The sequence below is a fragment of the Actinomyces weissii genome (genome assembly GCF_016598775.1).
GTDB classification, from domain to species: domain Bacteria; phylum Actinomycetota; class Actinomycetes; order Actinomycetales; family Actinomycetaceae; genus Actinomyces; species Actinomyces weissii.
This window is the reverse complement of the sequence record NZ_CP066802.1, coordinates 2,187,629-2,213,421: the sequence shown is the minus strand read 5'-3', so window position 1 is coordinate 2,213,421 and position 25,793 is coordinate 2,187,629. Positions and strand designations below refer to the sequence as shown.

The 25,793-nt window shown below is 70.7% G+C and carries 15 protein-coding genes and 1 tRNA gene; 6 read left to right on the top strand and 10 right to left on the bottom strand.

All coding sequences use genetic code 11. The features are described from left to right. Positions 1-24: 24 nt before the first annotated feature. The 6 genes from JG540_RS08925 to JG540_RS08900 all read right to left on the bottom strand — a co-directional run bounded on the left by JG540_RS08925 (position 25) and on the right by JG540_RS08900 (position 13,117). Entirely contained in the window at positions 25-2,301 is a 2,277-nt protein-coding gene (locus tag JG540_RS08925) for a transglutaminase-like domain-containing protein (protein WP_200275460.1), read from the bottom strand. Beyond that, entirely contained in the window at positions 2,298-3,578 is a 1,281-nt protein-coding gene (locus JG540_RS08920) for a DUF58 domain-containing protein (protein WP_234042775.1), read from the bottom strand. Before JG540_RS08920 ends, JG540_RS08925 begins: the two co-directional genes overlap by 4 nt. 39 nt (positions 3,579-3,617) lie before the next feature. Then, positions 3,618-4,583: an AAA family ATPase gene (locus JG540_RS08915; protein WP_200275458.1), complete on the bottom strand. Its 966-nt coding sequence runs from the start codon at positions 4,581-4,583 to the stop codon at positions 3,618-3,620. Between the two features lie 142 nt (positions 4,584-4,725). Further along, entirely contained in the window at positions 4,726-10,728 is a 6,003-nt protein-coding gene (locus JG540_RS08910; RefSeq protein ID WP_200275456.1) for an Ig-like domain-containing protein, read from the bottom strand. Between the two features lie 488 nt (positions 10,729-11,216). Then, positions 11,217-11,711 (bottom strand): hypothetical protein, encoded by a 495-nt coding sequence (locus JG540_RS08905; RefSeq protein WP_200275454.1) that lies wholly within the window; start codon positions 11,709-11,711, stop codon positions 11,217-11,219. Beyond that, positions 11,711-13,117, bottom strand: coding sequence for a glycerophosphodiester phosphodiesterase (locus JG540_RS08900; RefSeq protein WP_200275452.1), 1,407 nt, complete (start codon positions 13,115-13,117; stop codon positions 11,711-11,713). The genes JG540_RS08905 and JG540_RS08900 overlap by 1 nt, the downstream gene beginning before the upstream one ends. 194 nt (positions 13,118-13,311) lie before the next feature. On the opposite strand from JG540_RS08900, the gene JG540_RS08895 reads away from it, so the two are divergent. The 4 genes from JG540_RS08895 to JG540_RS08880 all read left to right on the top strand — a co-directional run bounded on the left by JG540_RS08895 (position 13,312) and on the right by JG540_RS08880 (position 18,574). Continuing rightward, positions 13,312-13,383, top strand: a tRNA-Gln gene (locus tag JG540_RS08895). A 114-nt stretch (positions 13,384-13,497) separates the two neighbouring features. Next, positions 13,498-14,448 carry a bifunctional UDP-N-acetylglucosamine diphosphorylase/glucosamine-1-phosphate N-acetyltransferase GlmU gene (locus JG540_RS08890; protein ID WP_200278320.1) on the top strand — a complete coding sequence of 317 codons (951 nt, stop codon included), beginning with the start codon at positions 13,498-13,500 and terminating at the stop codon, positions 14,446-14,448. Between the two features lie 95 nt (positions 14,449-14,543). Continuing rightward, positions 14,544-15,527, top strand: coding sequence for a ribose-phosphate diphosphokinase (locus tag JG540_RS08885; protein WP_200275450.1), 984 nt, complete (start codon positions 14,544-14,546; stop codon positions 15,525-15,527). A gap of 233 nt (positions 15,528-15,760) precedes the next feature. Continuing rightward, a complete protein-coding gene (locus JG540_RS08880; protein WP_200275448.1) occupies positions 15,761-18,574 on the top strand; it encodes a helix-turn-helix transcriptional regulator in 2,814 nt (937 codons plus the stop codon). 111 nt (positions 18,575-18,685) lie between these two features. On the opposite strand, the gene JG540_RS08875 is transcribed toward JG540_RS08880, so the two are convergent. Beyond that, positions 18,686-19,138 (bottom strand): adenylyltransferase/cytidyltransferase family protein, encoded by a 453-nt coding sequence (locus JG540_RS08875; RefSeq protein ID WP_200275446.1) that lies wholly within the window; start codon positions 19,136-19,138, stop codon positions 18,686-18,688. Then, positions 19,138-20,613 (bottom strand): sugar transferase, encoded by a 1,476-nt coding sequence (locus JG540_RS08870; RefSeq protein WP_200275444.1) that lies wholly within the window; start codon positions 20,611-20,613, stop codon positions 19,138-19,140. The genes JG540_RS08875 and JG540_RS08870 overlap by 1 nt, the downstream gene beginning before the upstream one ends. Before the next feature lie 502 nt (positions 20,614-21,115). Here JG540_RS08870 and JG540_RS08865 point away from each other — a divergent pair. Then, positions 21,116-22,438 carry an oligosaccharide flippase family protein gene (locus JG540_RS08865; RefSeq protein ID WP_234042774.1) on the top strand — a complete coding sequence of 441 codons (1,323 nt, stop codon included), beginning with the start codon at positions 21,116-21,118 and terminating at the stop codon, positions 22,436-22,438. Between the two features lie 66 nt (positions 22,439-22,504). On the opposite strand, the gene JG540_RS08860 is transcribed toward JG540_RS08865, so the two are convergent. Further along, the gene (locus JG540_RS08860) at positions 22,505-23,653 is read right to left on the bottom strand and encodes a glycosyltransferase family 4 protein (protein ID WP_200275442.1); all 1,149 of its coding nucleotides are present in this window, start codon (positions 23,651-23,653) and stop codon (positions 22,505-22,507) included. Then, entirely contained in the window at positions 23,650-24,780 is a 1,131-nt protein-coding gene (locus tag JG540_RS08855; RefSeq protein ID WP_234042773.1) for a DUF1972 domain-containing protein, read from the bottom strand. The genes JG540_RS08860 and JG540_RS08855 overlap by 4 nt, the downstream gene beginning before the upstream one ends. Before the next feature lie 178 nt (positions 24,781-24,958). On the opposite strand from JG540_RS08855, the gene JG540_RS08850 reads away from it, so the two are divergent. Next, positions 24,959-25,627 (top strand): hypothetical protein, encoded by a 669-nt coding sequence (locus JG540_RS08850; protein ID WP_200275438.1) that lies wholly within the window; start codon positions 24,959-24,961, stop codon positions 25,625-25,627. The last annotated feature ends 166 nt before the right edge of the window (positions 25,628-25,793 follow it).

The window sequence follows — 25,793 nt, the reverse complement described above, 5'->3', positions numbered from 1 at the left end:
TCTCATCGTTTGGTCGCGTAAGCGTCATCGTGGATATCTCCTGGAGATGCGGCGGCCACGCGAGGTGCGGCCAGCCGGATGGACTAGGGAGGCCAACGAGACCCGGGCGCGGGCGCGTTGGAAGCGGCTTCTGCCAGTTCCCATCGCAGGAATACTAGCCTCCACCGCGCGCCAGATGGCAGCAGCCTCCTCCTCTGCGGGCTTTTCACGCCCGAATACGGTTCTGTCAACATCCCGCGACAAAGGCAGCAGACCCGCATCGGGGAAGCGTGCTTCCAGGTCTGTGGCCGTCTCCTGACGGGTCCGCCCACAACCTTGCTGCACACCCAGGTCACGGGCCCGGTCCAGCACCTCGTCCCAGGCGCCCTCCACCCGGTCCCCCGGGCTGCGCAGACGCCGACGCCGACGCCGTCGCCAGGCCTTGAGCACCAGCACCAGCAGGAAGGGCAGCAGCAGGATCCCGATGCCGCTAACCACGAACAGGGCCACGTAGGAGCTCTGCTGCTGGGGGTCGTCCGGATCACTCGGCGGCTTGTCGTCCTGGTAGCTGGGCGGCAGCTCCGCCGGGTCCTGCTGCGTCAGCGGCGGCTGCAGCACCTGCGGCAAGGGGTTGGACACACGGTTCTCCGTCTGCTGCTGCGGTATCTGGTCCCGGTTGGGGGTCACGTCAAAAGGCACCCAGCCAGCGTCCTTGAAGGCGATCTCCACCCAGGCGGTAACGTCAGCGCCCGATACCTGCTTGTCGTCGCCGTCCAGCGACGGGTCGAAACCCATCACCACACGCGCGGGGATGCCCAGGGAGCGGCACATGAGCATCATCAGCACCGAGTACTGCTCAGCGTCACCGACCAGCTCCCCCTCCTGCACCATGGCGCTGAGGCGGGCCGCACCGTGGCCAGAGGGTGAGGGGCTCTTGGTGCCGTCCGAGTAGTAGCTCCCCCGCAGCGCCTGCTGCAGCGCGCGGATACGGCCCAGGTCCGTGCTCTCCGAGCCGATGATGGTGGCCGCGCGGGTAGCGATCGTCACCGGCACCTCATCGACCTTTCCAGGTGCCGCCTTGTCCAGCTCCAGGGTGGACAGCACCGCCTCGCTAGGCACCTGGTTGGGGACCACCTCCTGGGTGAACACGTCCCCGGACTGGGTACCCGCTGTGGTCAGCAGGGTCCCGGAGAGGGCGTCCAGGAACATGGAGCCACGCAGCTCGTTCTCGCGCGGGCCACTGACCTGGACGGTGCGCAGGTCACGCACCGTAGGTATCCAGGTGAAGGAGTAGTCCTTCAGCTCCAGCACCACCGTGCGCACGGCGTCAGGGTCCAGGTTGCTTAGCACCGTGCCGTCACCCACGGGGCGGAAACGTGCCACCCCGGAGGCGTCCTCCCCGATCGAGGCCACCACCCCGTCGTAGGAGTCCAGGGCCGCGATCCGCAGCCGCACCCCAGCAGGCGCCTCCTGCAGCGCGATCAGCTCGGTGTCCGCCAGCTCGGTCTCGATCACCCGGGTCAGGGACAGGGGAGTGGCGTACTCTGCCAGGTTCAGCGGAGGCACAAAGCTGTCACGTAGCAAGGCCCGGGAGACAGGTGCGGAGGGGCTGGCCACCAGCGCCACCGCCATGGCCGCCGTCACCACCGCCACGCCCAGCAGCCCGGAGCGCCGGTCGGTGCGCACGACGCCGTCGTCGCCCACCTCCATGGCCTCCGCGATAGAGCCACGGCGACGACGGCGCGCGTGCATGCTCCACAGCAGCACCAGGGCCCCCGCCAGAGGCGGGCAGGTCAGGGCGGGCAGGTAGGGCTCAGGCACCCCCCAGACCAGGGCCACGAGTGGGGGGAGCAGGCAGGCGAGCCCCCCCACGTGCGGGTAGCCGGCCAGCACCAGGCGCGTAGACAGCAGGCCCGCGCCCAGCCCTGCCAGCCAGGGCAGGACCGTCATGCCTGTGAAGGCGGTCAAAGGAGGAGAGAGGGTCAGCGCGTCACGCCACACGCTCAGGGAGGACACCGCCACCGTGCGGAAGGCGCCCAGGCCGGAGCCGACGTCCGGCAGGATCAAGGGGGCCAGCCCCAGGTGTACCAGGGCGGCAGCCAGGAAGGTGGGCAGCGGCCCCCAGCGCCAGCCGTGGCTGAGCCAGCCGATCGTCAGGCCGATCACCGCGCCCACGCCCGCCGCCACCGGCCCGATCATCCCGCCCCAGGCGGGCGCGAAGTGCACAGTACCCAGGACCAGCACGAACAGGATCATGCCTAGGTCCTGGAAGGTGGCGAAGCAGAACATCGCGCTGGGGCGCGCCCCCGTCTGCGTGGTCATACCGACACCACCGCCCGCACCGCCCGCGGCAGCTCCTGAAGCTCGTGCACGTCTACCACCGGCAGCTGTCCCACGTGGGAGCGGCTCAAGGAGCGGGTACCGCACTGCACGGCGAAGGAGGTGACACCCAGGGGCAGCATCCGGTGCACACGCGCCAAGGTCGTTGACTCAGTCGCCTGCCCGGTGACCGCAGCCAGCACCGACAGGGCCGGGAAGCTGCGGACCGCCTGGCCTGCCAGGTCCTCCAGACCGGTGAGCGCGGTGGCCTCCACCAGGCAGGAGGCGTCCAGCAGCCGTTGGGGGCTGGCGGTGGGTAAGGGGCCGTTCTGGGTGAGCAGGTGGACCTCCCGGTTGGCGGAGACGGCGTCCAGTGCCAAGGAGCAGGCGCAGGAAACTGCCGTCTCGAAGTCGTCCTCGGTGGCGTAGTCCTCCATCCGGGTGGACAGCAGCACCACCAGGCTGGCGCGGCGGGTCTCCTCGAACTGGCGGACCATGAGCCGGCCGGTGCGGGCGGTGGAGCGCCAGTGCACGTTGCGGCGGTCGTCACCGGGCACGTAGTCGCGCAGGGCGTGGAAGGAGACGTCCGAGCTGGACAGCTCCTGGGTGACGGCACCCTCCACGTCCCGCATGGTGCCGTTGAGCTGTATGCCCAGGTGGACGGTGCGCGGGTGGATGTGGACGCTCTGCGGGGTGGTGCGCTGCCGCTCGTGGCGCAGCAGCCCCATAGGGTCCTGGTCCACGGTCAGGACCGGGCCGACCTCCACCACGCCCCGCCGCTTGGTGGGCAGGATGAAGCCGCGCTGGTTAGTGGCCTTGGGGACCAGCGCCGGCACCACGAACACCGCCTGGCCGCTGCCCACGTGCATCTCCATACGAGTAGGCATCAGCAGACGGTTGGTCGGGTTGGTGACCGTCACGTGGATGACAGCCCGGTCACCCACCTGCATACGCGGCTCCAGCAGCTCGTGCTCTACCAGGTGCCCGCCCTGGGGTATCAGCCAGACCAGGCTCGCTGCCAGGACCAGCCCCAGCACCAGGGCCAGGACGGCGGCCTCCTGCCAGCCCAGCACGGTCGTCGCCAGCACGCACAGCAGCAGCAGCGCCAGCACGGCCCAGCCCGCAGGCATGACTACCCGGGCCACCTGCCGGGCCCGGACCGGGACGGCGCGCAGGTGCTCGGACCAGGTGGGGACGACGGTCGCGGAGGCCAGGGTGCCGTACGTCGCTCCAGTGGTGGTGCTGCTCGGAGGGGACTGCTGGGTGGTTGAGATAGTCATAGGGCTCAGTTGCGGCTCGGCTGACGGTTAGCAGCGTCCTCAGGAGCGGGAGGTGGGGGCGGCGACAGCCGTCACGGCCTGGGTCACGACCTCCTGGGCGGTGGCGCCCGCGAACTCGGCGTCCGGGTCCATGACCAGACGGTGCGCCCACACCACCACGGCCAGGTCCTTGACGTCGTCAGGCAGCACGTAGGAACGGCCCTGGGCGGCGGCCCACACCTTGACCGCCCGGGTCATGGCGATAGCCCCACGGGTGGACACGCCCAGCTGCGTGGACTCGGCGTCCCGCGTGGCCTCGGCCAGGGCCCCGATGTAGTCAAGCACCGCCGTGCCCACGTAGTTCTCTGCCGCCATGTCGCTCATGGCGGTGACCTGGGCGGAGGAGACCACCGGGGTCAGGCTCTGGGAGCGGTCGGGGGCGGCGGAGCCCGCCAGGATCTCGGTCAGGGCGCTGCGCTCTGGGTAGCCGATGGAGGTCTTCATCAGGAAGCGGTCCAGCTGGGCCTCAGGCAGCTTGTAGGTGCCCGCCTGCTCCACCGGGTTCTGGGTCGCGATCACCATGAACGGCCGCCCCGCCTCATGACGCACCCCGTCCACCGTCACCTTGGACTCCTCCATCACCTCCAGCAGCGCCGACTGCGTCTTGGGACTGGCCCGGTTGATCTCGTCAGCCAGCACGATCGAGGCGAACACCGGACCCGGGTGGAAGTCCCACGACCCCGTCTTCTGGTCATAGATCGTCACACCCGTGATGTCACTAGGCAGCAGGTCAGGAGTGAACTGGATACGCGAGTGCGTCCCCTGCACCGTGGCCGCCAGCGCCCGCGCCAACGCCGTCTTACCCGTACCCGGCGCGTCCTCCAGCAGCAGGTGCCCCTCCGCCAGCATCGTGGTGAGCGCCAACCGGATAATGTCCTTCTTCCCCAGCAGCGCCAGACCAACATTGTCAACAATACGCGCGAAGTCGGCTGCGAAGCTGCTCGCGTTCTGCGGGGTCATAGCCATAGCTGCTGGCTCTCCTAGGGGTATTTCTGGTGGTCAGTTGGTTGGGGCGGTGACGTGGGGAGGTCCGGGCCAGCCGGACGCTCCCCGGCTTCTCCAACGGCTCCGACTGGTCTGGACGGAGCCGCTCCTGCTGGGGGCAGGTCTACTGCTGTGTGCACGGAACCTTGTAGGAAGACACTTTCTTCAGGTTGAGCCTGTGGGGGAAGACCCTGTAGGCAGAGCCGTCTGGCCCTATGCTCACATTCGCCTTGTAGTGGTGGTCATCGTCATCGTCGTCTCTGCTGGAGTACTTGTAGGAGCAGGTTACCGTCGAGTTCGGGTTGAACCCTTCCAGCTGTAGAACGATACGGCGGCAGTTCTTAGCGCTTATGCCGGTCTCCTGGAGGTCCCACTCCGAGCAGATAGCGTCAGGGGAGTCAAGCAGCGCCGGGAAACGGATCGTGGTGCCTACGGCTACCTTTGGCTTTGGGGCGTCCACGCGTCCGATGCCACAGGTCTGGTTCTGCCCCAGCGCGTTGCTGGCACGCACGCAGACCTCCATCTCACCTGCCTCGTCAGGGAACTGCTGGTCGGTGGTCCCGGAGGAGGCGGAGGAGATCGTCTCCCCGTTACGGGTGACGACGTAGCTGGTGCTAAGACCGGTTCCGGTGTCGGCGCTCCACTGGCAGGAGATGGTGCGGTCCGAGGTGTGGCAGCTGACCTGCCCCTGGGCCGGGGAGCTGACCGGGGTGGCCGGTGCGGACCAGGAGGTGGGATGGGAGCGGCTGCCGTCGGCTCCTACAGCCCGTGCCCGCAGCACGTAGGCCCGGCCGTTGCCCAGGCCCGTGATGCTGCCGCCCGGCTCAGGGGCAACCACCCAGGGGTTGCCGGTGGCGCCCACCAGGGCGATCTCGTACTCGATGTCCAGGTCGGCGGCGCTCCAGCCCCGGCCCGACACCGGGTTGGAGCGCGCAGACACCTCCAGCTGCCCCCGGACGTTGTTGGAGGCCAGGGCGGGGATGGACGGCGTCAGGGGCACGGTGGTGTGCTCGACCGACCAGGGCTCAGAGCTGCTGGAGCCGCCGGCGTTGGTGGCCGTGACCTTGAAGGTGTAGACACCGCGCCCGATGTCATTGACCCGCAGGTAGGTGCGGGAGCCTGCGTCAATGCTGGTGTTCATACCAGGCCCGCTGACCGACACCGAGTAGGTGACAGGGGAGCCGTTGCTGTCGGCAGGGCTCCACTGCAGGTCAAGCTGGTCATCAGAGTTGAAGGCTCCGCGTGGGGCGCCGGGCTTGCCGGGGGCCCCGTAGGCGGAGGCGGAGCTGGAGGGGGCGGACACCCCGGACTGCTCCCCGTTGGGGTTGTTCGGGATGGCCCGCACCGTGGCGTGGTAGGGCACCCCGACGGTGATCTGCCCCTCCTGGAAGGAGACGGAGGTGTCCGGCGTCTGCACGGTCACTGACTGCACCCCGGTGACCTCAGGGCTGAGCACCACCTGGTAGGTCACCCCGCCGGAGACGGCGGGCACCGCGCTCCAGGAGGCCGTGAGGGTACCTCTGCCGCCGCTGAGGCTGGGGGCGGAAGGCGTCTGGGGACGCAGCGTCAGCCTCACGGGCCCGGAAGGGGCGGAGGGGGCGGAGTCGCCCGCGTTGCTGTGGGCCACCACCTGGAAGGAGTAGCTGGCCCCGGGGGCCAGTCCGGTGGCCCGGCAAGGAGTGCTGGGGCAGCTCCAGGAGCCTGCACCACCGGTCTCCGTGAGGGTGTAGCCGGTGACCTGGCTGCCGTTGTCCCGTCCGACGGCCCAGGAGACCAGGGCGGAGGTCTCCGAGTCGGCCACGGCACGCACCCCGGTCGGGGCCGCAGGCGCGCCAGCGACCGCCACCACGATGCTTCCGGAGACGACACGGTTCGGCTTCTGCGGGTCGTCCGTCACTCGGAAGGAGACCACCAGCCGGCCGTGGAAGCCAGGGTCCGGCGTGACCGTGATCGAGCCTCCCTGGGCGGTGGCGCTGCCCTGGCCGGAGGTCACGGTGGGGGCACCCACCAGGGAGACCTGGGCGTCAGGCAGGGTGGTGGACACCAGGTTGCGTACGTCCACGGTCACCGGGCGGCCGTCAGAGGTCAGGGAGGCGGGCAGCACGGTGGGTAGCGCGTTGTCGTCCTGGTTGACCGACCGCAGGGGCAGGGAGCTGGAGACCGGGTTGGACTTGCCGTCCGAGATGGTCACGGGCAAGGCGCCCTGGGTGTTGTCGGCGGTCCCGGCAGGCGAGGAGACGGTCAGCTGGGAGCCAGCCTGGGAGACCGTGAACCCGGTGGGGGCGGGGCCGATGGTGTAGGTCATGGTGGCCAGGTCCGCGGCGTCGGCGTCCCGGGTCATGCTGGACAGGTCCGCGGTCACGGCGGGGCCGCCGGCGGTGACCGTCACCTGGGTGGGGGTGAACACCGGTGGGGTGTTCGTGGTGGAGTCCACTACCACGGGAATGGTCAGGGTGGAGCTCAGCGGGTTGCTGGCGGCGCCGTCGGTGACCTCGAAGGTCACGGAGGTGGCCCCCGAGAAGCCCGGCTCCGGCACCAGGCGCAGGGCGGTCCCCCCAGCCTGCGGGCTGGCGGAGGCCAGGCCCGGGGTGACCCGCGGGGAGGAGCTGTTGACCAGGGAGGGGCTGGTGCCGGCACGGGTGATCACGTGCCCGGCCAGGGGCAGGTCACTGGGCTGGTCCTGCGGGACGTGGACCGGCACCGTGCCGGAGTCCACCCGGGGCGGTGTGGAGGCCAGCCCCGGCACCTGGATCACGGCGTTGCCGGACAGGCCGTCCTGGTCGGTGACGGTGTAGAGCACCAGGCGCGGCTGGTCCTGGAGGGTCACTCGCACCTTGTCCTCCACCACGACGGCGGCCGGGTCGTTGGTGGACACGCTCAGCGTCCACGGGCTGCCGTCGTCGTCACGGTCGTTGTCCAGCACGGGGACCAGCACGGTGCCGTCCGGGTCGGCGTTGCCCATCTGCGCGTAGTCGTCCACTCCGACTGGAGCCAGCAGCGGGGCGGTGCTGAGCACCTGGAAGCTGGCGGTGCCGGTGTCGGTGCCACCCCGTGAGTCGGTGACGGTGTAGCGCAGCGTGTGCACCCCCTCCTGCGCGGGCAGGGTCACCACGGCCCGGCCAGCACGCACCTGGATCGTCAGGGCCGGGTCGTCAGTCACCGGGTCCTCCGCCAGGCTGAGGCTGTCGCCGTCCCCGTCCAGGTCGTTGGAGACCAGGTCCACGGCCACGGTACGCCCCGGTTGGGCGGTGATGACGTCGTCCACGGCCACTGGCGCCGCGTTGGTGGCTGCGGCAGGCGCGATACCCACCCGCACGCTGCCGGTGGACTTGGCCCCGTAACGGTCCTCCACCGTGTAGGTGAAGGTGTCCGTGCCGGCGGAGGTGGGGGCGGGGGTGTAGGTGAGCCAGGTGGCCTCGACATTGACCGTGCCCAGGCGGGGGGGCTGGTCCAGGCCGGTCAGGGTCACCGAGTCGCCGTCAGGGTCTATGCCGTCCAGGGGCACGGGGATACGCACGTCCTGGCCCGTTACGGTCTGGGCCTGCAGGGGCTCCGCGTGCGGCGGGGCGTTGGTCTCCGCGGCCGGGGCCCGCACCTCCAGGGCCGCGGTGCCGCTGCTCTGCTGGCCGTGGCTGTCGACGACGGTGTAGGTCAAGGTCGTGGGGCCGGGCACGTCGCCGGCCTTGAAGCGCAGGGTCCTGTCGCTGACCCAGGCGGTTCCCAGGGACTCCCCGATGGTGCTGGTCTCGGAGGCGAGCTTCAGCGGCAGCCGGGAGGGGGAGTAGTCGTTCTCCAGCACCGGGATGGTGACTATGTCACCGGCACTGACGACGGCGGTGTCCGGCTGGGCCACCGGCGGCTGGCTGTCGTCCTGGGAGGCGCGGACCACGGAGACCGTGCCCGTGGCGGTGGCGGTGCCGTTGGAGACGGTGTAGGTGACCGACAGGCCCTCCGGCACCACGTCCGTGGCAGCGACCTGCAGGTAGGCGTGGTCGATAACCGTCACCGAGACCCCGGCGGCGGAGGGCGCGGGGACCTCCTGGAGCACCAGCACCCCGCCAGCGGGGTCAAAGTCGTTCTCCAGCGGGGCCACGGTCACGGAGCCGCCGTCGCGCAGCAGGGCGGTGTCGTCCTCGGCCACCGGGGGCACCGAGGGGTCTGACTTCTCCAGCACGTCCACCCGCACCACGGAGGTGGCCAGGGCGGCGCCGCCGATCGCCCCGTACTCCAGGTAGTAGGTCTGGGGCACGTCGGAGGAGAAGGTGAAGGTCCCGGCCCGGCGGTCCAGGTCGATCTGGGTCCCGGCCGGGGCCTCCTGGAGCTGGGCCAGCTTGAGGGGCTCACCCGTGGGGGAGACGTCGTTGGTCAGCGGCGAGACGGTCACGGTGGAGCCTGCCACCACCCGCACGTGGTCGGCGTTCACCAGGGGGGTGACCTGGTCGGCGGGGGCGACCTCCACCACCACGGTACTGGCGGTGGTCTCCCGGCCGTCGGAGACCAGCACCTCGATACTGCGGGTGCCGGGGCTGGAACCCGTGTCGCGCACCGTGAGGGTGCCCTCCTGGGTGGTCTGCACCTCCACGTCGCTGCCGGAGGCGGAGACCAGGAACACGGGGTCGCCGTCGGGGTCATGCCAGCCGCCGAGGACGTAGGCGGAGATCGTGCCGCCCTGCGCCACGGTCAGCTCCTGGCGCTCCTTGCTGGCTACCGGTGCGGCGTTGGTGGACCAGTCGTGGACGGTCACGGAGGCGACGGCGGAGTCGGACAGGCCGCGCCCGTCGGAGGCGGTGTAGGGGAGCGCGGCGCTGCCGGTGGCGCCGTCAGGAACGGTGATCTGCAGGGTCCGGCCCGCCTGGCCGGTGGAGACCGTTCCCAGGGTGCCGCTGTAGGCGGAGGTGGCGGTGAGCACGTCCCCGTCGGTGTCGGCGTCGTTGGTCAGGACCGGCAGGACGGTGGTGCGTCCGGGGCGGACCCCGAAGGTGTCGTCCACGGCCACGGGGGCGTGGTTCTCCTCGCTGCGGTCCGGCTTGGCCTTCTTGGAGTCGGTGGCCTCGGCGGACTTGTCCTGCTGGTCGGCGTCGTCGTCGGACTGGGCGGTGGCGTCCACCCACTTGTCCACCAGCACCAGGTTCTCCTCCGGCAGCCAGACGTTGCCGCTGACGGTGTCGTTCAGGACGATGGCGGTGCGGTTGACCCGGAACACCGGGTTGTGGGAGGTGGCCAGGGCCTTGTCCGTCCTGACCTCCGGCGCCTCGTCCGGGCAGTGGCGGATGAACTGCCCTGAGGAGGTCCAGGCCCCGTAGGCGCAGCCCTGCAGGAGTACCGGCTGGGCGGCTACGCCGTCGGTGCTGGCGACCTGGTCCGCGCCGACCAGCGGGGTGGGGGCGCCGCCGTCCAGGGGCACGGACAGCAGGTTGGTGCGGCTGGCCACCAGCACCGAGCTGGCCTGCGGGCCGGGCTGCTGCAGCACGTAGCCGCTGCCGCCCAGGTCCGTCCTGACGCCCTGGGGCAGGTGGAGCACGCCGGTGCCGGTCTCCAGCACCACCGCCTGGCCACCTACCGCGGTGATCGCCAGGTCCCCGCCCTCGGGCAGGTCCAGCTGCTGGCTGCTGGGCTTGGCCCAGCCCTGGGAGGCGGCGGTGGCGGTGACCAGCCGGCCGGCGCCGGAGACGGCGTGCACGGAGCCGTCCTGGCCCACGGTGGCGGTGAGGCTAGGCAGCTTGTCCAGCAGGGGCTGCATGGAGGGCAGGGTGGTTACCTCGCTGGTTCTGGTGGCCCGCAGGGTGCCGTCCTGCGGGTCGTAGGAGATCACACGGTCCCCGCCCTGGACGAGCCTGGCGGTGGGCGAGACGTTGGTGGGGGAGACGAGCTCCACGAGGGCCGGGTTGATGGTGGACACCAGGGAGGCGTCGGCGTCGGCCATCAGCACCTCGTTGGCGTTCTGGGTGACGTCGAAGTGGGCGGAGGCGGTGCGGACGGCGGAGTCGATCTGCCGGGAGGGGTAGTTGACGCGGCCGACCAGGTGCTGGGCGGTGGAGGTGACCCACACGCCGCCGTCGTTGAGCTCCAGGTCCGTCTGGGACACGCCGGGGTAGGCCCAGGCGGCGCCGGCCAGGGCGATGGTCATGGCAACGGTGGTCAGTGCGGAGACTCTGCGGCGCGCACGGGTGCTGAAGCGTGCGAATCGGCTGGACGGCACGGATAACCCCCAAAAGATCCTTGGTAACGGGACACCGGTCAGTTGGCGGCGTTGCAGGGAGCGCCACGGTCTGCGGTCGTGCTATGGAGAGTACCTGCACCTATATATGTTGAGGATTGCAGGTACGTCTCGAAAGGCTTGCAGGGTAGGGGGCGCGTCACGCCGGGGTGGGCGGGTCCAGGAATCCGTTGCGCGGCCGGGGTTTGGTGGGCTAGGGCGCCTGGTCCGTGCCAGGTGACCCGGGTCATGCGGGAGGCCTCCGAAGCGCTCTTTCGTGACCGAAGTCTTGATGTGCAGTTGCTAGGATGTTACTACGACACCCGCTACTTATGGCCTCTGGATCGAGCCTCCTGGGCCGGGGACAGGCCCTCCAGCAGGACCGGGCCAGGGCCACCGTCGAGCCGGAGGGCGGTGGCTTAGACCAAGGAGAAGGGGGCCTGGCTGGCCTCTACCACCGGGACGCCTTCCACGACGCCGATCCCGGGTACGTTCAGGGCCACGCTGCTGCCCGTGACCGGCGGGAACACGAGGAAGCTCTCCGTCACCCGACGGCTCCGGGGTCCCGAGCCGCTGACCGGCGGCGGGGCGGGTACCGGGGCTTCCACCGCCCCGTCCTCCACCTTCAGCATCCGGGCGCCGTTGGTGAGCACGCCGCTGCTCTCCGTGACGCCCACGTCCTGCAGGGCCAGGGTGACCTCGTGGCCGGTGGCCACGCGCACGACCGTGTGCTTGCCGAGCACCGCCGCCGGGCCCACCAGCACGAGCCGGGGGTTGTCCAGGGCCTCCTGGGCAGCGGCCTGCGGGGAGGCCCCCACGGCCACGGCGGCGAGCGCACCGCCGGTAAGCAGGCCGAGCTCGCGGCGGCTGACACCTGGTAGGTGGCGGTCCTTCTGGTTTCCTGTATCGCGCATCACAGCACCATCCCGTCGATCTTCGCGCACATGACGCCTACCGCTCCCATCTCGAAGCAGCGGTCAATAGCCCGCTGGTTGGGGCAGATGTGACCAATAAGTGGTTTTCCATAGCTCTTGGCGGTGTCCCAGACCTGCTTGTCCGCCCACCAGGGCACGCCCACCAGGTCCCAGTAGGGGGCCCAGGTGGCGCCGCGGCCGTCCAGGATCTCCGCCGGGTACATGAACCCCCAGCACTTGAAGCCCTTGGCCCGCCAGATCGAGGCCAGCCAGGTGGCGTCCCCGTAGTACTTGAGGATCGTGCGCCTGGGGTCCAGGTGGGGCAGGTAGAGGTCGTGCCGGTTGGCGGAGTACTTGGGGTCCAGGAACAGCACGTGGTCCGAGCCGAAGGCGGAGAGCAGGGTCTCCAGGCGGATGAAGGGCTGGCCCTGGGTGCGGTACCGGCTGGCCTCGGCCCAGGTCATCTGGGTGATCGGGGTGTCCGGGGCGGAGGCGTCCACCCGCTTGATGCTCTGGTCGTGCAGGCCGATCAGGGCGCCGTCCCTGGTGGCCGAGAAGCTGAACTCCAGGGCGGGCACGGCCCGGCGGGCGGACTCGGCGTAGGCCTTGAGGCTCATCTCCGGCCAGTCGGCGGAGCCGCCGCGGTGGGCGATCATCCAGCGCTTGCGGGCCAGCAGGTCGTCCACCGTGGTGGCGGACCAGTTGCGCAGGCGCGCGGGCACGACCGGGGTCACGGTGCCGTCGGCCTTAGCCACGGCGAGGTCGAAGTCCCGGGTGGCAGGGGCCTCTGCGGCGGGAGGCTCGGCCGCAGGAGCCTCGGCTGCAGGCTTCAGGGGGATGGTGGCCCACACCACGGCGGCCCGCTGGGTCCCCTCGGTGAGCGTGCCCGCCTGGTCGGTCAGCACGGCGCGGACGGCGGACCAGGAGGCTGTGGAGGAGGCCTCCCCCGCCAGCAGCACCTGGCCGCCGCTGACCGTGAAGGCGTTCAGGGGGTCCCAGCGGGAGCCGTGCTCCTGGGCGATGACCAGCCCCGGCTCGACCTGGCGGGGGCGGGCCTTGGTCCAGCCCGCCGTGGCAGGCTCCGCCACGGTGTCGGCCCCGCTGATAGCCAGCAGCAGGCCCCGCTGGCGGGCGGCGTAGGTGTCCACCTCACCCCACCAGTGGTCCAGCTGCACGGTGGTGTCCTGCTGCGCCCGGGTCCAGGCGATAAAGCCGGAGCGTCCCGCGGTGGCCTGGCCGTCGGCGTAGACGTGCTGCCAGCCGGGGGGCACTGTCTTGTGCCCCACCGTGGCCCACTGGGAGGCGAGCACGAGCACCAGCAGGTCGCCCTTGCGGGCCTCAACCTGTAGAGGCGTGCCCTGGCCCAGGCGGGCAGAGGCGTAGGACTGCTGACGGACCTTTATCATGCGGGCGCCTTCCTAGTGCGCTAGAGACTTCGGTCAGCCTGCCGGTGATCGTTAGACAGGCTTGATGACCTGGGCGCTCACGGCAGGACTAAGTTATTAGAGCATAAGTAAGTATGAGAAACCTAGCGGTCGAGCCTGATCGTGACCCATGAGAGACTTACGCCGTGCTCGGCCCTGCCCGGCCGCTGGCACGATCCGCCCTGGTGTAGTGGCAGCACGCAGGCCTTTGGAGCCTTGAGGCCCGGGTTCGAACCCTGGGGGCGGAGCGGGTGGCCCTAAGCCCCTGCGGGGGCGGCGTAGGATCACCTCGTTCGGACTTCCAAGCAGTGAGAAGAAGAGGACCCGTGGGCTCCACCAGCAACCCGACCGCCGTCATCGTCATGGCTGCAGGCAAGGGCACCCGCATGCGCTCGGCCACACCCAAGGTCCTGCACCGCATCGGCGGGCGCAGCCTCCTGGACCACGCGGTCACCGCCGCACGTGGGCTGGAGCCGCAGCACCTGGTGGTGGTAGTTCGCCATGAGCGTGACGCCGTGGTGCGGCACCTGGCTCAGGTGGCCCCGGACGCCCGGCCCGCCGACCAGGACGAGGTCCCCGGGACCGGGCGGGCGGTGGCCTGCGGGCTGGCGGCCCTGCCACAGGACGCGACCGGGCCGGTAGTGGTGACCTCCGGTGACGTGCCCCTGCTGGACGCCGCCACCCTCCGCAGCCTCCTGTCCCAGCACCAGCAGCGGGGCGACGTCGTCACCCTGCTCACCACCACCCTGGACAACCCCAGTGGCTACGGCCGCGTGGTGCGGACGGTTGACGGCACCGTCGCCGCCGTCGTGGAGCACCGTGACGCCACCGCCGCGCAGCGGGAGATCCAGGAGGTTAATGCCGGCGTATACGTCTTCGACGCCGCCCACCTGCGCCAGGCCCTGAGCTCCCTGGGCTCCGACAACGACCAGGGGGAGGTCTACCTCACCGACGTCGTGGCGCAGGCCCACGAGGCGGGACTGTCCACCTCGGCGCTCACTGTCACCGACCACTGGCTGGTCGAGGGCTGTAACGACCGCGCCCAGCTGGCCGCCCTGGGGGCGGAGCTGAACCGCCGGGTGCTGGCTGCCTGGATGGAGCGCGGTGTGGGCGTCACCGACCCCGCCTCCACCTGGGTGGACGTGACCGTCACCCTGGCCACCGACGTCCGGCTGGAGCCCGGTGTGCTCCTGCGCGGCACCACCAGCGTCGGGCAGGGCGCCCTGGTAGGGGCCCACAGCGTCCTGGACGACGCGCAGGTCCCGGCCGGCGCCGTCATCGCCCCGCTGACCCGCCTGAGCGGCTCCCGCTGAGCCCGGTCCTGGCGACGCCGGGGCCACCGACCCACCAGTCCACCGACCAGCCGCAAGACACCAGGCCACCGCGGCCACCAGAAGGGAACACACCTATGTCGGGCATCATCACCACCGGCGAGAAGCAGCTCGTGATCGTCTCCGGGCGGGCGCATCCGGCCCTGGCGGAGGACGTCGCCAATGAGCTGGGGATCGAGGTCCTGTCCTCCACGGCCTACGACTTCGCCAACGGCGAGACCTACGTCCGCTTCAACGAGTCCGTGCGTGGCTGCGACGTGTTCGTCCTGCAGTCCCACGGTGACCGGGTCAATGACTGGCTCATGGAGCAGCTGATCATGGTGGACGCCCTCAAGCGCGCCTCCGCCAAGCGGATCACCGTGGTCTCCCCCTTCTTCCCCTACGCCCGCCAGGACAAGAAGCACCTGGGGCGGGAGCCCATCTCGGCCCGCCTGGTGGCCGACTTGTACAAGACCGCGGGCGCCGACCGCATTATGAGCGTGGACCTGCACTCCTCCCAGGAGCAGGGCTTCTTTGACGGGCCCTGGGACCACCTGTGGGCCCAGCCGGTCCTGGTGGAGTACGTGCGCACCCGGGTGGACCCGGCCAGCACCACCGTGGTCTCCCCGGACGCGGGCCGTATCCGGGTGGCGGAGCGCTGGGCGAACCAGCTGGGCGGTACTCCGCTGGCCTTCGTGCACAAGACCCGTGACGTCACGCGCCCCAACGAGTCCGTGGCCAACCGGGTGGTGGGCGACGTCGAGGGGCGCTCCTGCGTGCTGGTGGACGACATGATCGACACCGGGGGCACGATAGCCAAGGCGGTCAAGGTGCTGCTGGACAACGGGGCCAAGGACGTGATCATCGTCTGTACGCACGGGGTGCTCTCGGGGCCCGCGGTGGAGCGCCTGTCCACCTGTGGTGCCCGTGAGGTAGTGGTCACAGACACCCTGCCGATCCCGGAGGCCAAGCGCTTCAAGCAGCTGACGGTCCTGCGGATCGCGCCGCTGCTGGCCCGGGCGATCAAGGCGGTCTTCGACGACGGCTCCGTGACCTCCCTCTTTGAGGAGGGCTCGGTCTGATCCGGGGTGCTGGAGGCGGGCTGAGCCTAGACATATAGGCTCAGCCTCTGAAAGAAGCGGAGTGATGCGGGCGAGAAAAAACCGCAGGCAAGCGCACAAGTTCTGCTAGGGTGACCGTATAGAACCGCATGCGGATGTCCTGTTGGTCCGGTCCCTTTCGGTTCATGGGGTGCTGCCGCACCGGCTGCGGCTGCACTGTAGATATGGACCTATAGATCGCGCAGGGAGGCAGGGTGTACGCGCTTTACCAGCGACGCCTATTCACCCGGGAGATCGCGGAGCGGCTCCGCAACGGCCGAGGCTCGGTGGTGCTCGTATCTGCACCTGTGGCCGCAGGCTCGTGGTCCCTGGGGCCACGGCTCGCCGTGGAGTGCGCTGAGCGCGTGCGGGACGCCCGCATACTTGAGATCGACGGCACCGCCCCGACCGGGGTCTCCGGCCCGGAGAACCGCAACGACCCGGACGCGCTGCTGATCTCCGGGGTCACCCAGATCTTCGAGCACCTGCGTTTTGAGCCCACCCTGGACAGCCTCCGGGACGAGCTGCGGCAGCAGCGCGACGCGGTCGCTGCCGCCACCTCCCTGTCGGGCCGCGCCGTCGCCGCCGCCCGCTTCTGCGCCACCGCAGCCGACGCCGGGCCCCTGGTACTGGTGGTGGTAGGTATCTCCGAGGTGGACGAGCGGGCCCTGCTGCAGATGCGTCGCCTGGCCTCCTACGTCTCCGGCTTCCCGATGGCTCTGCTCATCATGCTGCCGCCCGGAACCGCTGCGGGCACCACGGTGCCGCCCCTGTACACCTCCTCCATCAGCCGCCTGGGCCTGGAGGACACCCGTGACCTGATCCGCACCGAGACCCGCGGCTACGTCGAGCCGGTCGTCGCCAGCTGGCTGGCCCGGGCCTTCGGCGGGCGCATCGCCGATATCGCGGTGGCCGCCTCCAGCCTCAGCGCCGGGGCGCTGTCGGGCCGCGAGATGCTGCCCTACGAGCTGCCCTTCTCGGCGGACACGCAGCGGATGGTCTCTGACAAGCTCGCCCAGCTCAAGCCGGAGGAGGTGGAGGCCCTGGTGGCCTCACAGCTCCAGCTGGTGCAGGACGACGTCGTCGTCGAGCGGGTGGTCGGCTGCCGCCCGGTGCGGGTGGTGGAGAACCTGTCCCCCGCCACGGAGGTGCCCGCCCACCCGGCCCCCATGGCCGTGACCCGCCTGGCGGTCCTGGCGCACGGTGACGGGCACCGGGAGCTGGCCCGGCGGCTGGCGGAGGCCACCCCCCAGGGCTCGCGCGAACGGGCCTGGTACCAGCTGGAGGCCGGGGAGGCCCAGGACTCGGACCTCGGCACCCTGGTTGAGTCCGCGCGCCACGAGCTCTCGCACGGCAGCCTGGACCTGGCCTGGCGGATCCTGGCGGCTCTGGAACCAGCGCCGCTGAACGACGCGCACCGGGTCCAGGTCACCTTCCTGACCGCGGTGCTGGCGCTCCAGCTGGGCTGCGCCCTGTCCGCCTCCACCCGCTTCCTGCAGCTGATCGAGTCCCAGGCCCTGAGCCCGGCTGACGAGCTGCTGGCGATCACCGGCTTCATCTCCGTGCGCGACGGCGAGGACATCAACGCCCACTCCGACCGGCGTATCGCCGCCCGGCTACGCCACCTGGCCGCCGAGGACCCGCTGTCCTCCGCCCGCTGCTTCGCCTACATGGCCGCCCAGGAGATCCTGGTGGGTGAGACCAACAGCCCCCTGGCCCACCTGGACGCCGCCGAGGAGCTCCTCTCCGGTGCGCAGACCGCTGAGGAGAACGAGTCCCTGCGCGTGATCCTGCGTGAGCTGCGGCGTCGACTCAACGGTCAGGCTGACGGTGCGGTGCGGGTCAATGACTTCCTGCTGGGGGTCCCCCAGGAGATGGGCCGCCTGGACCTGCTCAACTGGGGCGAGCTGGTGATCCGCGCCTACCTGGCGGTCACCAACGGAGGCCAGCAGTCCACGGCAGTGGTGGAGTCCTTCCTCTCCCAGCTCTCAGACGTCTCCCCCTACCTGGAGGCCCAGGCGGTGGCCCTGCGGGCCGTGCTGGACGAGCGCCGCGGCTGGACCGCCCAGATGCGTGAGCGGCTCGAGTCCGAGCAGGCCCAGGTGCCGGTGCGCTCCGCCCTGGCCGGGCGCGGTTCCGTGCTGGCCGCCCAGGCCGCCCTGCTCTTCGGGGACACAGTGGCCTTTGGACGCTGGTACAACGCCATGACCATTGACGCCGCCGGTGGCTGGACCGCCCCGCAGCAGCTGTGGGCCTCGATCCTGGAGGCGTCCTCCCGCCTGGTCTCCGGTGACTCCACACTGGCCTCGCTGGTTCTGGGGCCGGCCGTCTCCGCCCCTGTGCCCCGCAAGTACCTGGACGCCGTGTGGTCCTCGGTGGTGGACATGCTCATCATCGCCCCCGACATGCTGGACCGGGTTCCGGGGCTGCGCTCCTGGGTGCAGGCGGGGCTGGACGAGTCCAGCACCCAGGGAGCCGATGAGCGCGTGCTGGGGCTGGACGACCGGATCCTTGAGGTGCTGCTGGCCGACGACGTGGAGGCCACCGGCCTGATCTCCCGCCTGGTGCTGGACGCCGTCGTCTCCGGGGCGGCGATCTGGCAGATCCGCGCCAACGTGGCCTGTGCGGCCCGGCTGTCCGTCTCCCCGAGCCTGTCCATGGCCGGGCTGGGGATCGGGGAGGACGCCTCCTCCTCGGCCCAGGTGCTGCTGGCGCGCGCCTACGAGCTGGCCGTCACCAACGAGATGGCCTACTGGGTCACGGCCATTGACGCCCTGGGCAAGGAGACGAGCGCGCTGGTGGAGAGCGAGCCGCAGAGCCAGGTAGACGCCCCCGCCCTGACCGAGATGGAGCTGCAGGTGGCTCGGTTGGCCGCCCAGGGGTGGCGCAACAAGGACATTGCCGGGGAGCTGTACATGGCGGTGCGCACGGTAGAGCTGCGGCTCACCGGCGTGTACCGGGCCCTGGGCATCTCCTCCCGCAAGGACCTGGCGCCGCGCCTGGTGGAGTGCGGCCTGCTGGAGAAGTAGCAGCCCTGGAGAAGTAGGTGCCGGGCGAGAGGTCCCGGAGATACAGGAAGCGTCCTGCGTGCTGTCGCAGGACGCTTCCGTTGTCCGTGGCGGGGCTTGCCAGGTCCGTGCTCAGGCGCCGACGGCGACGACCTCGTGGAGGGCCTGGCGCAGCATGGTCGAGGAGGTGGACAGCGTGTAGGGCAGGTAGACGACCTCCGCGCCGACCTGCGCCATCTCCGCCTCCAGGCGGGCGCCCTTGGCGGTGCCCTGCCAGTCGGTGCCCTTGAACAGGACGTCGAAGTGGTTCTCCTTCCAGGCCTGGCGCTTGTCCTGGCTGTGGTCCGCCACCGCCACGTCCACGATGCCCAGGGCCTCGACGATGGCGCGGCGCTCCTCGAAGGTGATCATGGGGGCGCGCCCCTTCATGTCCACGAGGGCCTGGTCGGTGGCCACGCCCACGATCAGGCGGTCGCAGCGCTTGGCGGCCTCCTTGAGGATGTTGAGGTGGCCGATGTGGAACATGTCGAAGCCGCCGGGCACGTAGCCGGTCACGAGCTTGTCGCAGGTGTTGGAGCGCTGCATCAGTAGGCACCCTTTCCGCCCAGCACGGCCCTGAAGGTGGCTGCGGCAATGTGTACGTCAAGGAGGGAGGAGGAGTTGTCCACGTAGTACTGGTCGATGGCCACGGAACGCTCCCAGGACAGGTCGGAGCGGCCGGAGACCTGCCACAGGCCGGTCATGCCGGGGCGCACCAGGAGGCGACGACGGGCCTCGGCGTCGTAGGTGGCGACCTCCTCCGGCAGGGCGGGGCGGGGGCCGATCAGGGACATGTCACCCAGCAGCACGTTGAAGATCTGGGGCAGCTCGTCGATCGACAGGCGGCGCAGCACCTTGCCCACCGGGGTGATCCGCGGGTCGTCGGCGCTCTTGAAGAGCACCTCGTTGCCCTGGCCGGAACCGGCGCGCGCGGCGATCACGCTGGCGCGGCGGGCGTCGGCGTCGACGTACATGGAGCGGAGCTTGAACATCTTGAAGGGCTGGCCGTCCTTGCCCACGCGGGTCTGCGTGTAGAACATGGGGCCGCCGTCGGTCAGGCGCACCAGGACTCCGGCCACCGCGATGATCGGCAGGGCGACCAGGGTCAGCAGGCTGCCGACGCCCAGGTCCACGGCCCGCTTGGCCAGGGAGCGCTGGCGACGCTGGTCGACCTCCACGGCCCCGGTCCAGCCGGCGGCGGAGGGCAGCACGCGGATACGCTGGGAGGAGACCGCGGTCAGTCCGGGCATCATCACGAAGCGGGCCCTGGTGCCCTCGATGCCGCGCAGCACCTTGACCTGGTCCTCAGGGTGGACGGCGCCGACCAGGAGCACGACATCCACCTTGTTCTCCTGCACGATCTCGTGCAGCTCGTTGATGCTGCCCAGGCAGCGGGGCATGCGCGTGCTGGCCTCGGGGCTGCAGGTGGAGGGCACGGCGCCAACCAGCAGGAAGCCGTCACCGGGGTGCTGGCGCAGGCCGCGCAGTACCGGGTCGGCGCCGGTACCTACCACCACCAGGGCGCGGCGCAGGCCGTGGCCGTCCAGGCGGGTGTGGCGCAGGTACGCCTTCAGGGCCGCGCGGCCCAGGATCATGGCGGCCGTGCCCAGGGGAGCGGATAGCAGGGTGGCGCGCAGCGGCACGCTCAGCCCAGCCACCTGCGCCGCGAGCAGGGTGACCAGGACGGTGGTGGGCAGGGCCGCCAGGACGCGGCGCCAGCCGGAGGCGGCCTCGGCGAGCACCTGCTCGCTCAGGGCTCCGGAGCAGGCGGCGATGACTACCAGCAGGATGTTGGTGCTAAGCAACCAGGGTGCTTGAGAAGGCTCAGTGAGGGCCGCGACCGCTGCTGCGGTGGAGGCAGACAGCAGCAGGTCCTGGGAGACCATGCAGGCGCGCAGGATGCGGCGGTAGCTGGTCCAGGGGCGGCGCACGTGCACGTTGGCCCGGGCGGTCGTGCGTGCGCACTCGTCGGTGCTGGCAGCAGACGCCTTGGCAGGAAGAGGGGCCAGGAGGAGAGACATACGTGGCTTTCGTCGAAATCTTCAAGGGCAAGCTCCCCAGGTGGGAGCAGGTCCGGGGGAGTGGCGGTTGCGTCAACCGCGACCCGGCGTGATTCGAGTCTGCCGCTTTCGGCACCCCTGGGCCGTGCTCAGGGCCGTTGCCTTCGGGTGCCTGCGGGGGGCATACGGTGGGGTTGCGTGCGATCCGCAAGGCTTGCGGATTCAGTGTCTAAGGGGTGTCCAACGGTAGTTAAAGCGGTCATTACAGGGTGTTGCCTTGCTAGTCAGGGCTGACTGTCTGGTTCGTTACCCGGTTGTTATAATACCACCGCAAGGGCCGCAAAATCGACTTGCGGTCTTTTTGGAATCCGCAAGATCTGCTTGCGGAAGATAGAGTGAGCCCGGCGTCACGTCCGCGGCTCGTAAGGCAGGGCTCAGGCCGCGGCGTCCTAGGGTGGGCTACCCAAGAGACGGAAGGACCCCGATGGCTGGGCGAGGCAAGGTGGCGCTTAGAGGTGCGGGCATGTGGCGGGTCGTCGGCCGGACCGCTTTCGCGAAGATCCTGGTGATGGGGGTGGCCGGGGTCTTCGGGCTGGTCAACACCCGGCTGATAATCGGGCACTTCGGGGCGGACGCCTACGCGCAGTACGGGCTGCTGGCCACCTTCCCCAACCTGATCCCCTTCGCGGACCTGGGCATCGGCGCGGTCGTCATCAACGCCGTCTCCGGCTCGGAGGACCTGCCCGAGGACGCCCGGGTCCGGCGGACCTTGACCACGGCCTTGCGTGTGCTGATCAGTTCCGCCCTGGTGATCGCCAGCATCGGCGTCGCCATCGGACTGCTAGGGCTGTGGCCGACCCTGCTGGGGGCCAGGCTCCTGCCCGGTGGCGGTCTGACCGCCACCCTGTGCCTGCTGGTCTACGCGGCCGCGCTGCCGCTGACCATCGGGCAGCGCGTGGTCGTCGGCATGGGGCGGGCCGCCACCCAGGTGCTCAGCCAGGGCGTCGTCTCGCCCGCCTTCACCACCATGCTCGTCCTGGCCATCCTCCTGCGGCTCGACGCCGGTAACGAGCTGTCGGTCCTGTCCTACCTGGCCAACTCCCTGGTAGCGGTCATCTGTGTCACGGTGGCCTGGCGGGCCACCCGCCCCCTGCTGCGCGACGCCGCCCGTGACGTGCCCCGCCTGCGCTCCGTTCCCGGGGTGCCGATCGCGGGCACCGCCGGACCCCAGTTCGTCCAGGCCCTGGCCATCCCCCTGGCCTTCCAGACCGACCGGCTGCTGCTGTCCCACTTCGGGCGGCCCGACGACCTGGCCCAGTACACGCTGGCCGCCAGCCTCTTCCAGCTGCTCACCCAGACGCTCTTCGCCGCCTCCAGCGCCATGTGGCCGCTGTTCGCCAAGGCCCGTGCGCAAGGGCGGGTGGTCTCCCCGGCCAAGCCGACCCTGGTCTTCGCCCTGGGCGGGCTGCTGGCGGCCCTGGCCATGGCCGCGCTCACCCCCTGGGCGGCAGGCAAGCTCTCTGACGGCCTGATCGCTATCCCGGCGGTGCTGATCTGGGTGTGGGTGCTCAACGTGGTGGTAGAGGCCGCCAAGCAGCCGATCACCATGTACATGACCTCGCCGCGGGGGCTGCAGTTCCAGATGTGGCCCGTGCTGGTGCTGATCCCCGTGAACCTGGCCCTGTCCTACCTGCTTATCGAGCCGCTGGGGGCGGCTGGGCCGCTGCTCGGCTCCGCCCTGACCATCCTGCTCTGCCAGCTGCTGCCCTACGCCTGGTGGGTGCGCCGGGACCTGCGCCAGCGGCGGACTCCAGCGGCTGCGACGCCGCCCGCCGCGCAGGGCTGACGGAGCCCCGTAATGCCGGGGGCACGGGCCTGTGGCCCCGGCCCCGGCATAGCGGACCGTTACCGTTCAGCCAGCGTGGTGCCCCAGCGCCTGCGCCACCTGCGCCACCATCTCCTGGCGGTAGCGCTCCACCCCGAAACGGGTGGCCGCCTCCCGCTGCCCCTGCGTGGCCAGACGGCGGGCCAGCTGCGGGTCCCGGGTCAGCTCGAGCAGCGCCTGGGCCAGGGCCGCCGGGGAGTCCGGCTCCACCAGGAGCCCGGTTACGCCGTCGGTCACCACCTCCTGCAGCCCCTGCACCCGGGAGGCGACCAGGGGCCGGCCCGCGTGCATAGCCTCCACCGCCGTGTTGCCAAAAGGCTCCGCCCGGGAGGGCACCACCACCACGTCCGTCTCCTCCAGCTCCGGCCAGGTCGGGTGCACGTAGCCCAGCAGCTCGGCGTGGCCCGCCAGGTCTGCGGCCTGCGCCCGCTGCCGCAGCTCGGACTCGTACCACTCGTAGCCAGGGAACACCGAGCCGCACACCCGGATCGAGGCGTCCACGCCCTGCTGGCGCAGCAGCCCGACGGCCTCCAGGGCCACGTCCACCCCCTTACGGGGAGACAGGCGACCCACCATCACCACCCGCAACGGGTCCGTGGCGGAACGCCTGCGCAGGGGGCGCGGGGGCTGCTGGGGGCCCGGCACACCGTTGTGGACCACCTGCACCCGGCGCCGTAGCAGCGGCTGGGCCTGCAGCAGGGTGTCCCGCGCCGCCCCGGAGTTGGCTACCACCCGGTCGGCGGCCAGCAGGGGGGCGTTGAGCCCCGCCCGCAGTGCCAGGGGCTGGCTGTCCTCGGCCTCGTGCACGTGCGCGAGCACCGGCACCCCGGCGGCGCGGGCCGCTGGCCCCCACCAGGGCAGGGTCACCGTGTTCACCAGCACCAGGTCGGCCCGGGCGGCACGCACCACCGAGCGCAGGCGCAGCAGCTCGCCCGGGGTGCGCGCCGCCAGCCCGGCCAGGCCGCGCGGGCTCAGCAGCGCCTTGCGCAGGACCGTGAAGGGCAGGACCGCCACCTTGGCGCCCACCGCCTCCATCTCGGCCTCCAGCGGGCCGTGCTCAGGCAGGGCCACGAGCACCCGGTGCCCGGCCTGGTGCAGGCCAGCCACCGTCTCCAGGAGCTGGCGGTCCGAGCCGTACAGGTCAGGGGAGGGGTGGGCCACCAGCACCGTGCTCATGAGCAGGCTCCCGTCCGTCGTCCAGAGGGCCGTTGGCGTCGGGGCCCGTCGGCGGCAAGCGTCTGGCACAGCTCCTCGTAGCGGTCCGTGACCTCGTCCCAGTCGTAGCGGGCCGCACGCTCCAGCGAGAGGGTGCCGCGGGCCAGCTGCCGCTCCGGGGCGGCCTCGGCGGACTCCACCAGGGCGGCGACGTCGTCGGCGTCCTGCCAGTAGCGGCCCGCCTCCTCCAGCACCTCCCGGTTGAAGGACACGTCAAAGGCGTCCACTGCCGCCCCCGCGCCGATCGCGCGCAGCAGCGAGGGGTTGGTGCCACCCACGGAGTGCCCGTGGTAGTAGACCAGGGCGTTGCCGTAGAGCTGGTCCAGCTGCTCCTGGTCCCACAGCCCGCCCAGCAGCCGCACCCGCTCGTCCGCCAGGGACTCGACCCGGGCGGTGTACTCGTTCGCGTAGGGTGCCGAGCCGACCACCACCAGGGGCAGCCGCGCCCGGGAGCGGACGTAGCCCTCCACGATGACGTCCACGTGGTTCTCCACCTCGAAGCGGGCAACCACCAGGTGGAAGCCCTGGGGCTCCAGGCCCAGCTCGGCCAGGCGGTCCGACCCGGTGCGCAGGCGGGGGGCGCCGTAGGAGATCAGCCAGGTCGGGGCCTGGAACTCCTGCGTGTAGTAGTCCGCTATGCCCTGGGCGTCCGCGATCAGCGCGTCGGACCAGCGCACGGCTGCGGCCTCGGCGGCCCGGTAGTAGCGCTGGCCGGTAGGCCCCCACTTGCCGCGCCGCCACTCCAGGCCGTCCACGTGGGTGGCCACGGGGACCCCGGCCAGTCGCAGGGCTGGCAGGAAGGGGGAGTTGGCGGCGTTGAACAGCAGGGCGACGTCGGGGTGGACCCGCCGCAGCAGGTGGGCCACGGACAGGCCCGTGTGGGAGAGGGTCTCCAGGGAGCGCCTGCGCATAGCGGGCAGCTCCACCACGCGCATACCCAGGTGCTTGCGCGGCAGTGGAGTGCTGGCATCTGGGTTGCGTGAGTAGACGAGTACCTGGTGGCCGCGCGCGGCCAGGCGCTGCCCCACCTCCTCGATCGCGGTCTCGAAGCCGCCGTAGCGGGCTGGCACCCCACGGGTGCCGATCATCGCGATTCTCAGCCGACTCGGATCGCTGCGGCGCATCCGGTACCTCCATACTCTCCTGCGGTTCTAGCTCACGGCCCTTGTCAGGGTACATGCGCGCCAGGGGTGGCGACCCTTGCAGGTCGGCAGCGCGCCAGGATGTCGCTATATCGCAGCCTGCCTGCGCTATATGCTGCCGCTTGTGAAGCGTATGTCGAAGAAGTCCGCTGTCCTGCTGGCCCTGCCTCTGTGCCTGGGGGTGCTGCTGCCCGGCTGCTCCCGTGCGCAGGCCCCTGGGGACGCCGCTGCCACCGCCTCCGCTGGTGCTGCCAGTGCCTCCGAGACCGCCTCGGCGACGCCTGGTGCCAGCGGCACCCCGCTAGGGCAGACGTCCTCCCCGGCACCTGAGGGCGGCGGCTCCGTGGGGTCCGGCGAGGACGGGAGCGGTAGCGGGGACCCGGAGGCGGAGCGGCAGCTGGCTCCCGCCCCTATCCAGGAGCCGGCGGTGCTGGAGTCGGGAGCCACGATCACCCTGGGGGAGCTGTCCAGCACCTCCCTGAGCTCGGAGGAGCCCGGTGAGGTCGCCGGTGCCGGCGTGCTGGTGCCGGTGACGGTCAGCAACCCGGGTGCGGAGGCGCTCTCCCTGGAGTCGCTGGTGGTGACCTTCTACTACGGGGCGGACAACACCCCGGCCCCGGTGCACCCCTCCGCCACGGAGCCAGCCCCTGGCAGCGTGGAGGCGGGGCAGTCCGTCAGCTTCTCCGTGGCCTTCCGGGTGCCTGCGGACTCGCGGGAGCAGGTGCGGGTCGTGGTGGACCTGGACGCCTCGCTGAAGGCCGCGGTCTTTGAGGGAGCGGCACCTTCCGCCTGAGGCTCAAGGGTTTTCCGGGGCTGTTGGGGCCGTCTGCGCCGTCGGTATATTGCAATAGCGGACCTGCAAAACCGCTTGCGGTGTCCGCAGAATGCCCGTACGGGCCGCGCAGGATGAAGGTGCGCGGCGCTTTGGCAGGTCTGTTGCATGCACATACTGAGGGCAT

Excerpts from the sequence above, each read along its gene's own strand:
- JG540_RS08870 (WP_200275444.1), bottom strand. The coding sequence starts at position 20,613 with ATGTCTCTCCTCCTGGCCCCTCTTCCTGCCAAGGCGTCTGCTGCCAGC.
- JG540_RS08925 (WP_200275460.1), bottom strand. The coding sequence starts at position 2,301 with ATGACCACGCAGACGGGGGCGCGCCCCAGCGCGATGTTCTGCTTCGCC.
- JG540_RS08855 (WP_234042773.1), bottom strand. The coding sequence starts at position 24,780 with ATGATCGGCACCCGTGGGGTGCCAGCCCGCTACGGCGGCTTCGAGACC.
- JG540_RS08910 (WP_200275456.1), bottom strand. The coding sequence starts at position 10,728 with ATGACCATCGCCCTGGCCGGCGCCGCCTGGGCCTACCCCGGCGTGTCC.
- JG540_RS08905 (WP_200275454.1), bottom strand. The coding sequence starts at position 11,711 with ATGCGCGATACAGGAAACCAGAAGGACCGCCACCTACCAGGTGTCAGC.
- JG540_RS08915 (WP_200275458.1), bottom strand. The coding sequence starts at position 4,583 with ATGGCTATGACCCCGCAGAACGCGAGCAGCTTCGCAGCCGACTTCGCG.
- JG540_RS08885 (WP_200275450.1), top strand. The coding sequence starts at position 14,544 with ATGTCGGGCATCATCACCACCGGCGAGAAGCAGCTCGTGATCGTCTCC.
- JG540_RS08875 (WP_200275446.1), bottom strand. The coding sequence starts at position 19,138 with ATGCAGCGCTCCAACACCTGCGACAAGCTCGTGACCGGCTACGTGCCC.
- JG540_RS08900 (WP_200275452.1), bottom strand. The coding sequence starts at position 13,117 with ATGATAAAGGTCCGTCAGCAGTCCTACGCCTCTGCCCGCCTGGGCCAG.
- JG540_RS08920 (WP_234042775.1), bottom strand. The coding sequence starts at position 3,578 with ATGACTATCTCAACCACCCAGCAGTCCCCTCCGAGCAGCACCACCACT.
- JG540_RS08865 (WP_234042774.1), top strand. The coding sequence starts at position 21,116 with ATGTGGCGGGTCGTCGGCCGGACCGCTTTCGCGAAGATCCTGGTGATG.
- JG540_RS08860 (WP_200275442.1), bottom strand. The coding sequence starts at position 23,653 with ATGAGCACGGTGCTGGTGGCCCACCCCTCCCCTGACCTGTACGGCTCG.
- JG540_RS08890 (WP_200278320.1), top strand. The coding sequence starts at position 13,498 with ATGGCTGCAGGCAAGGGCACCCGCATGCGCTCGGCCACACCCAAGGTC.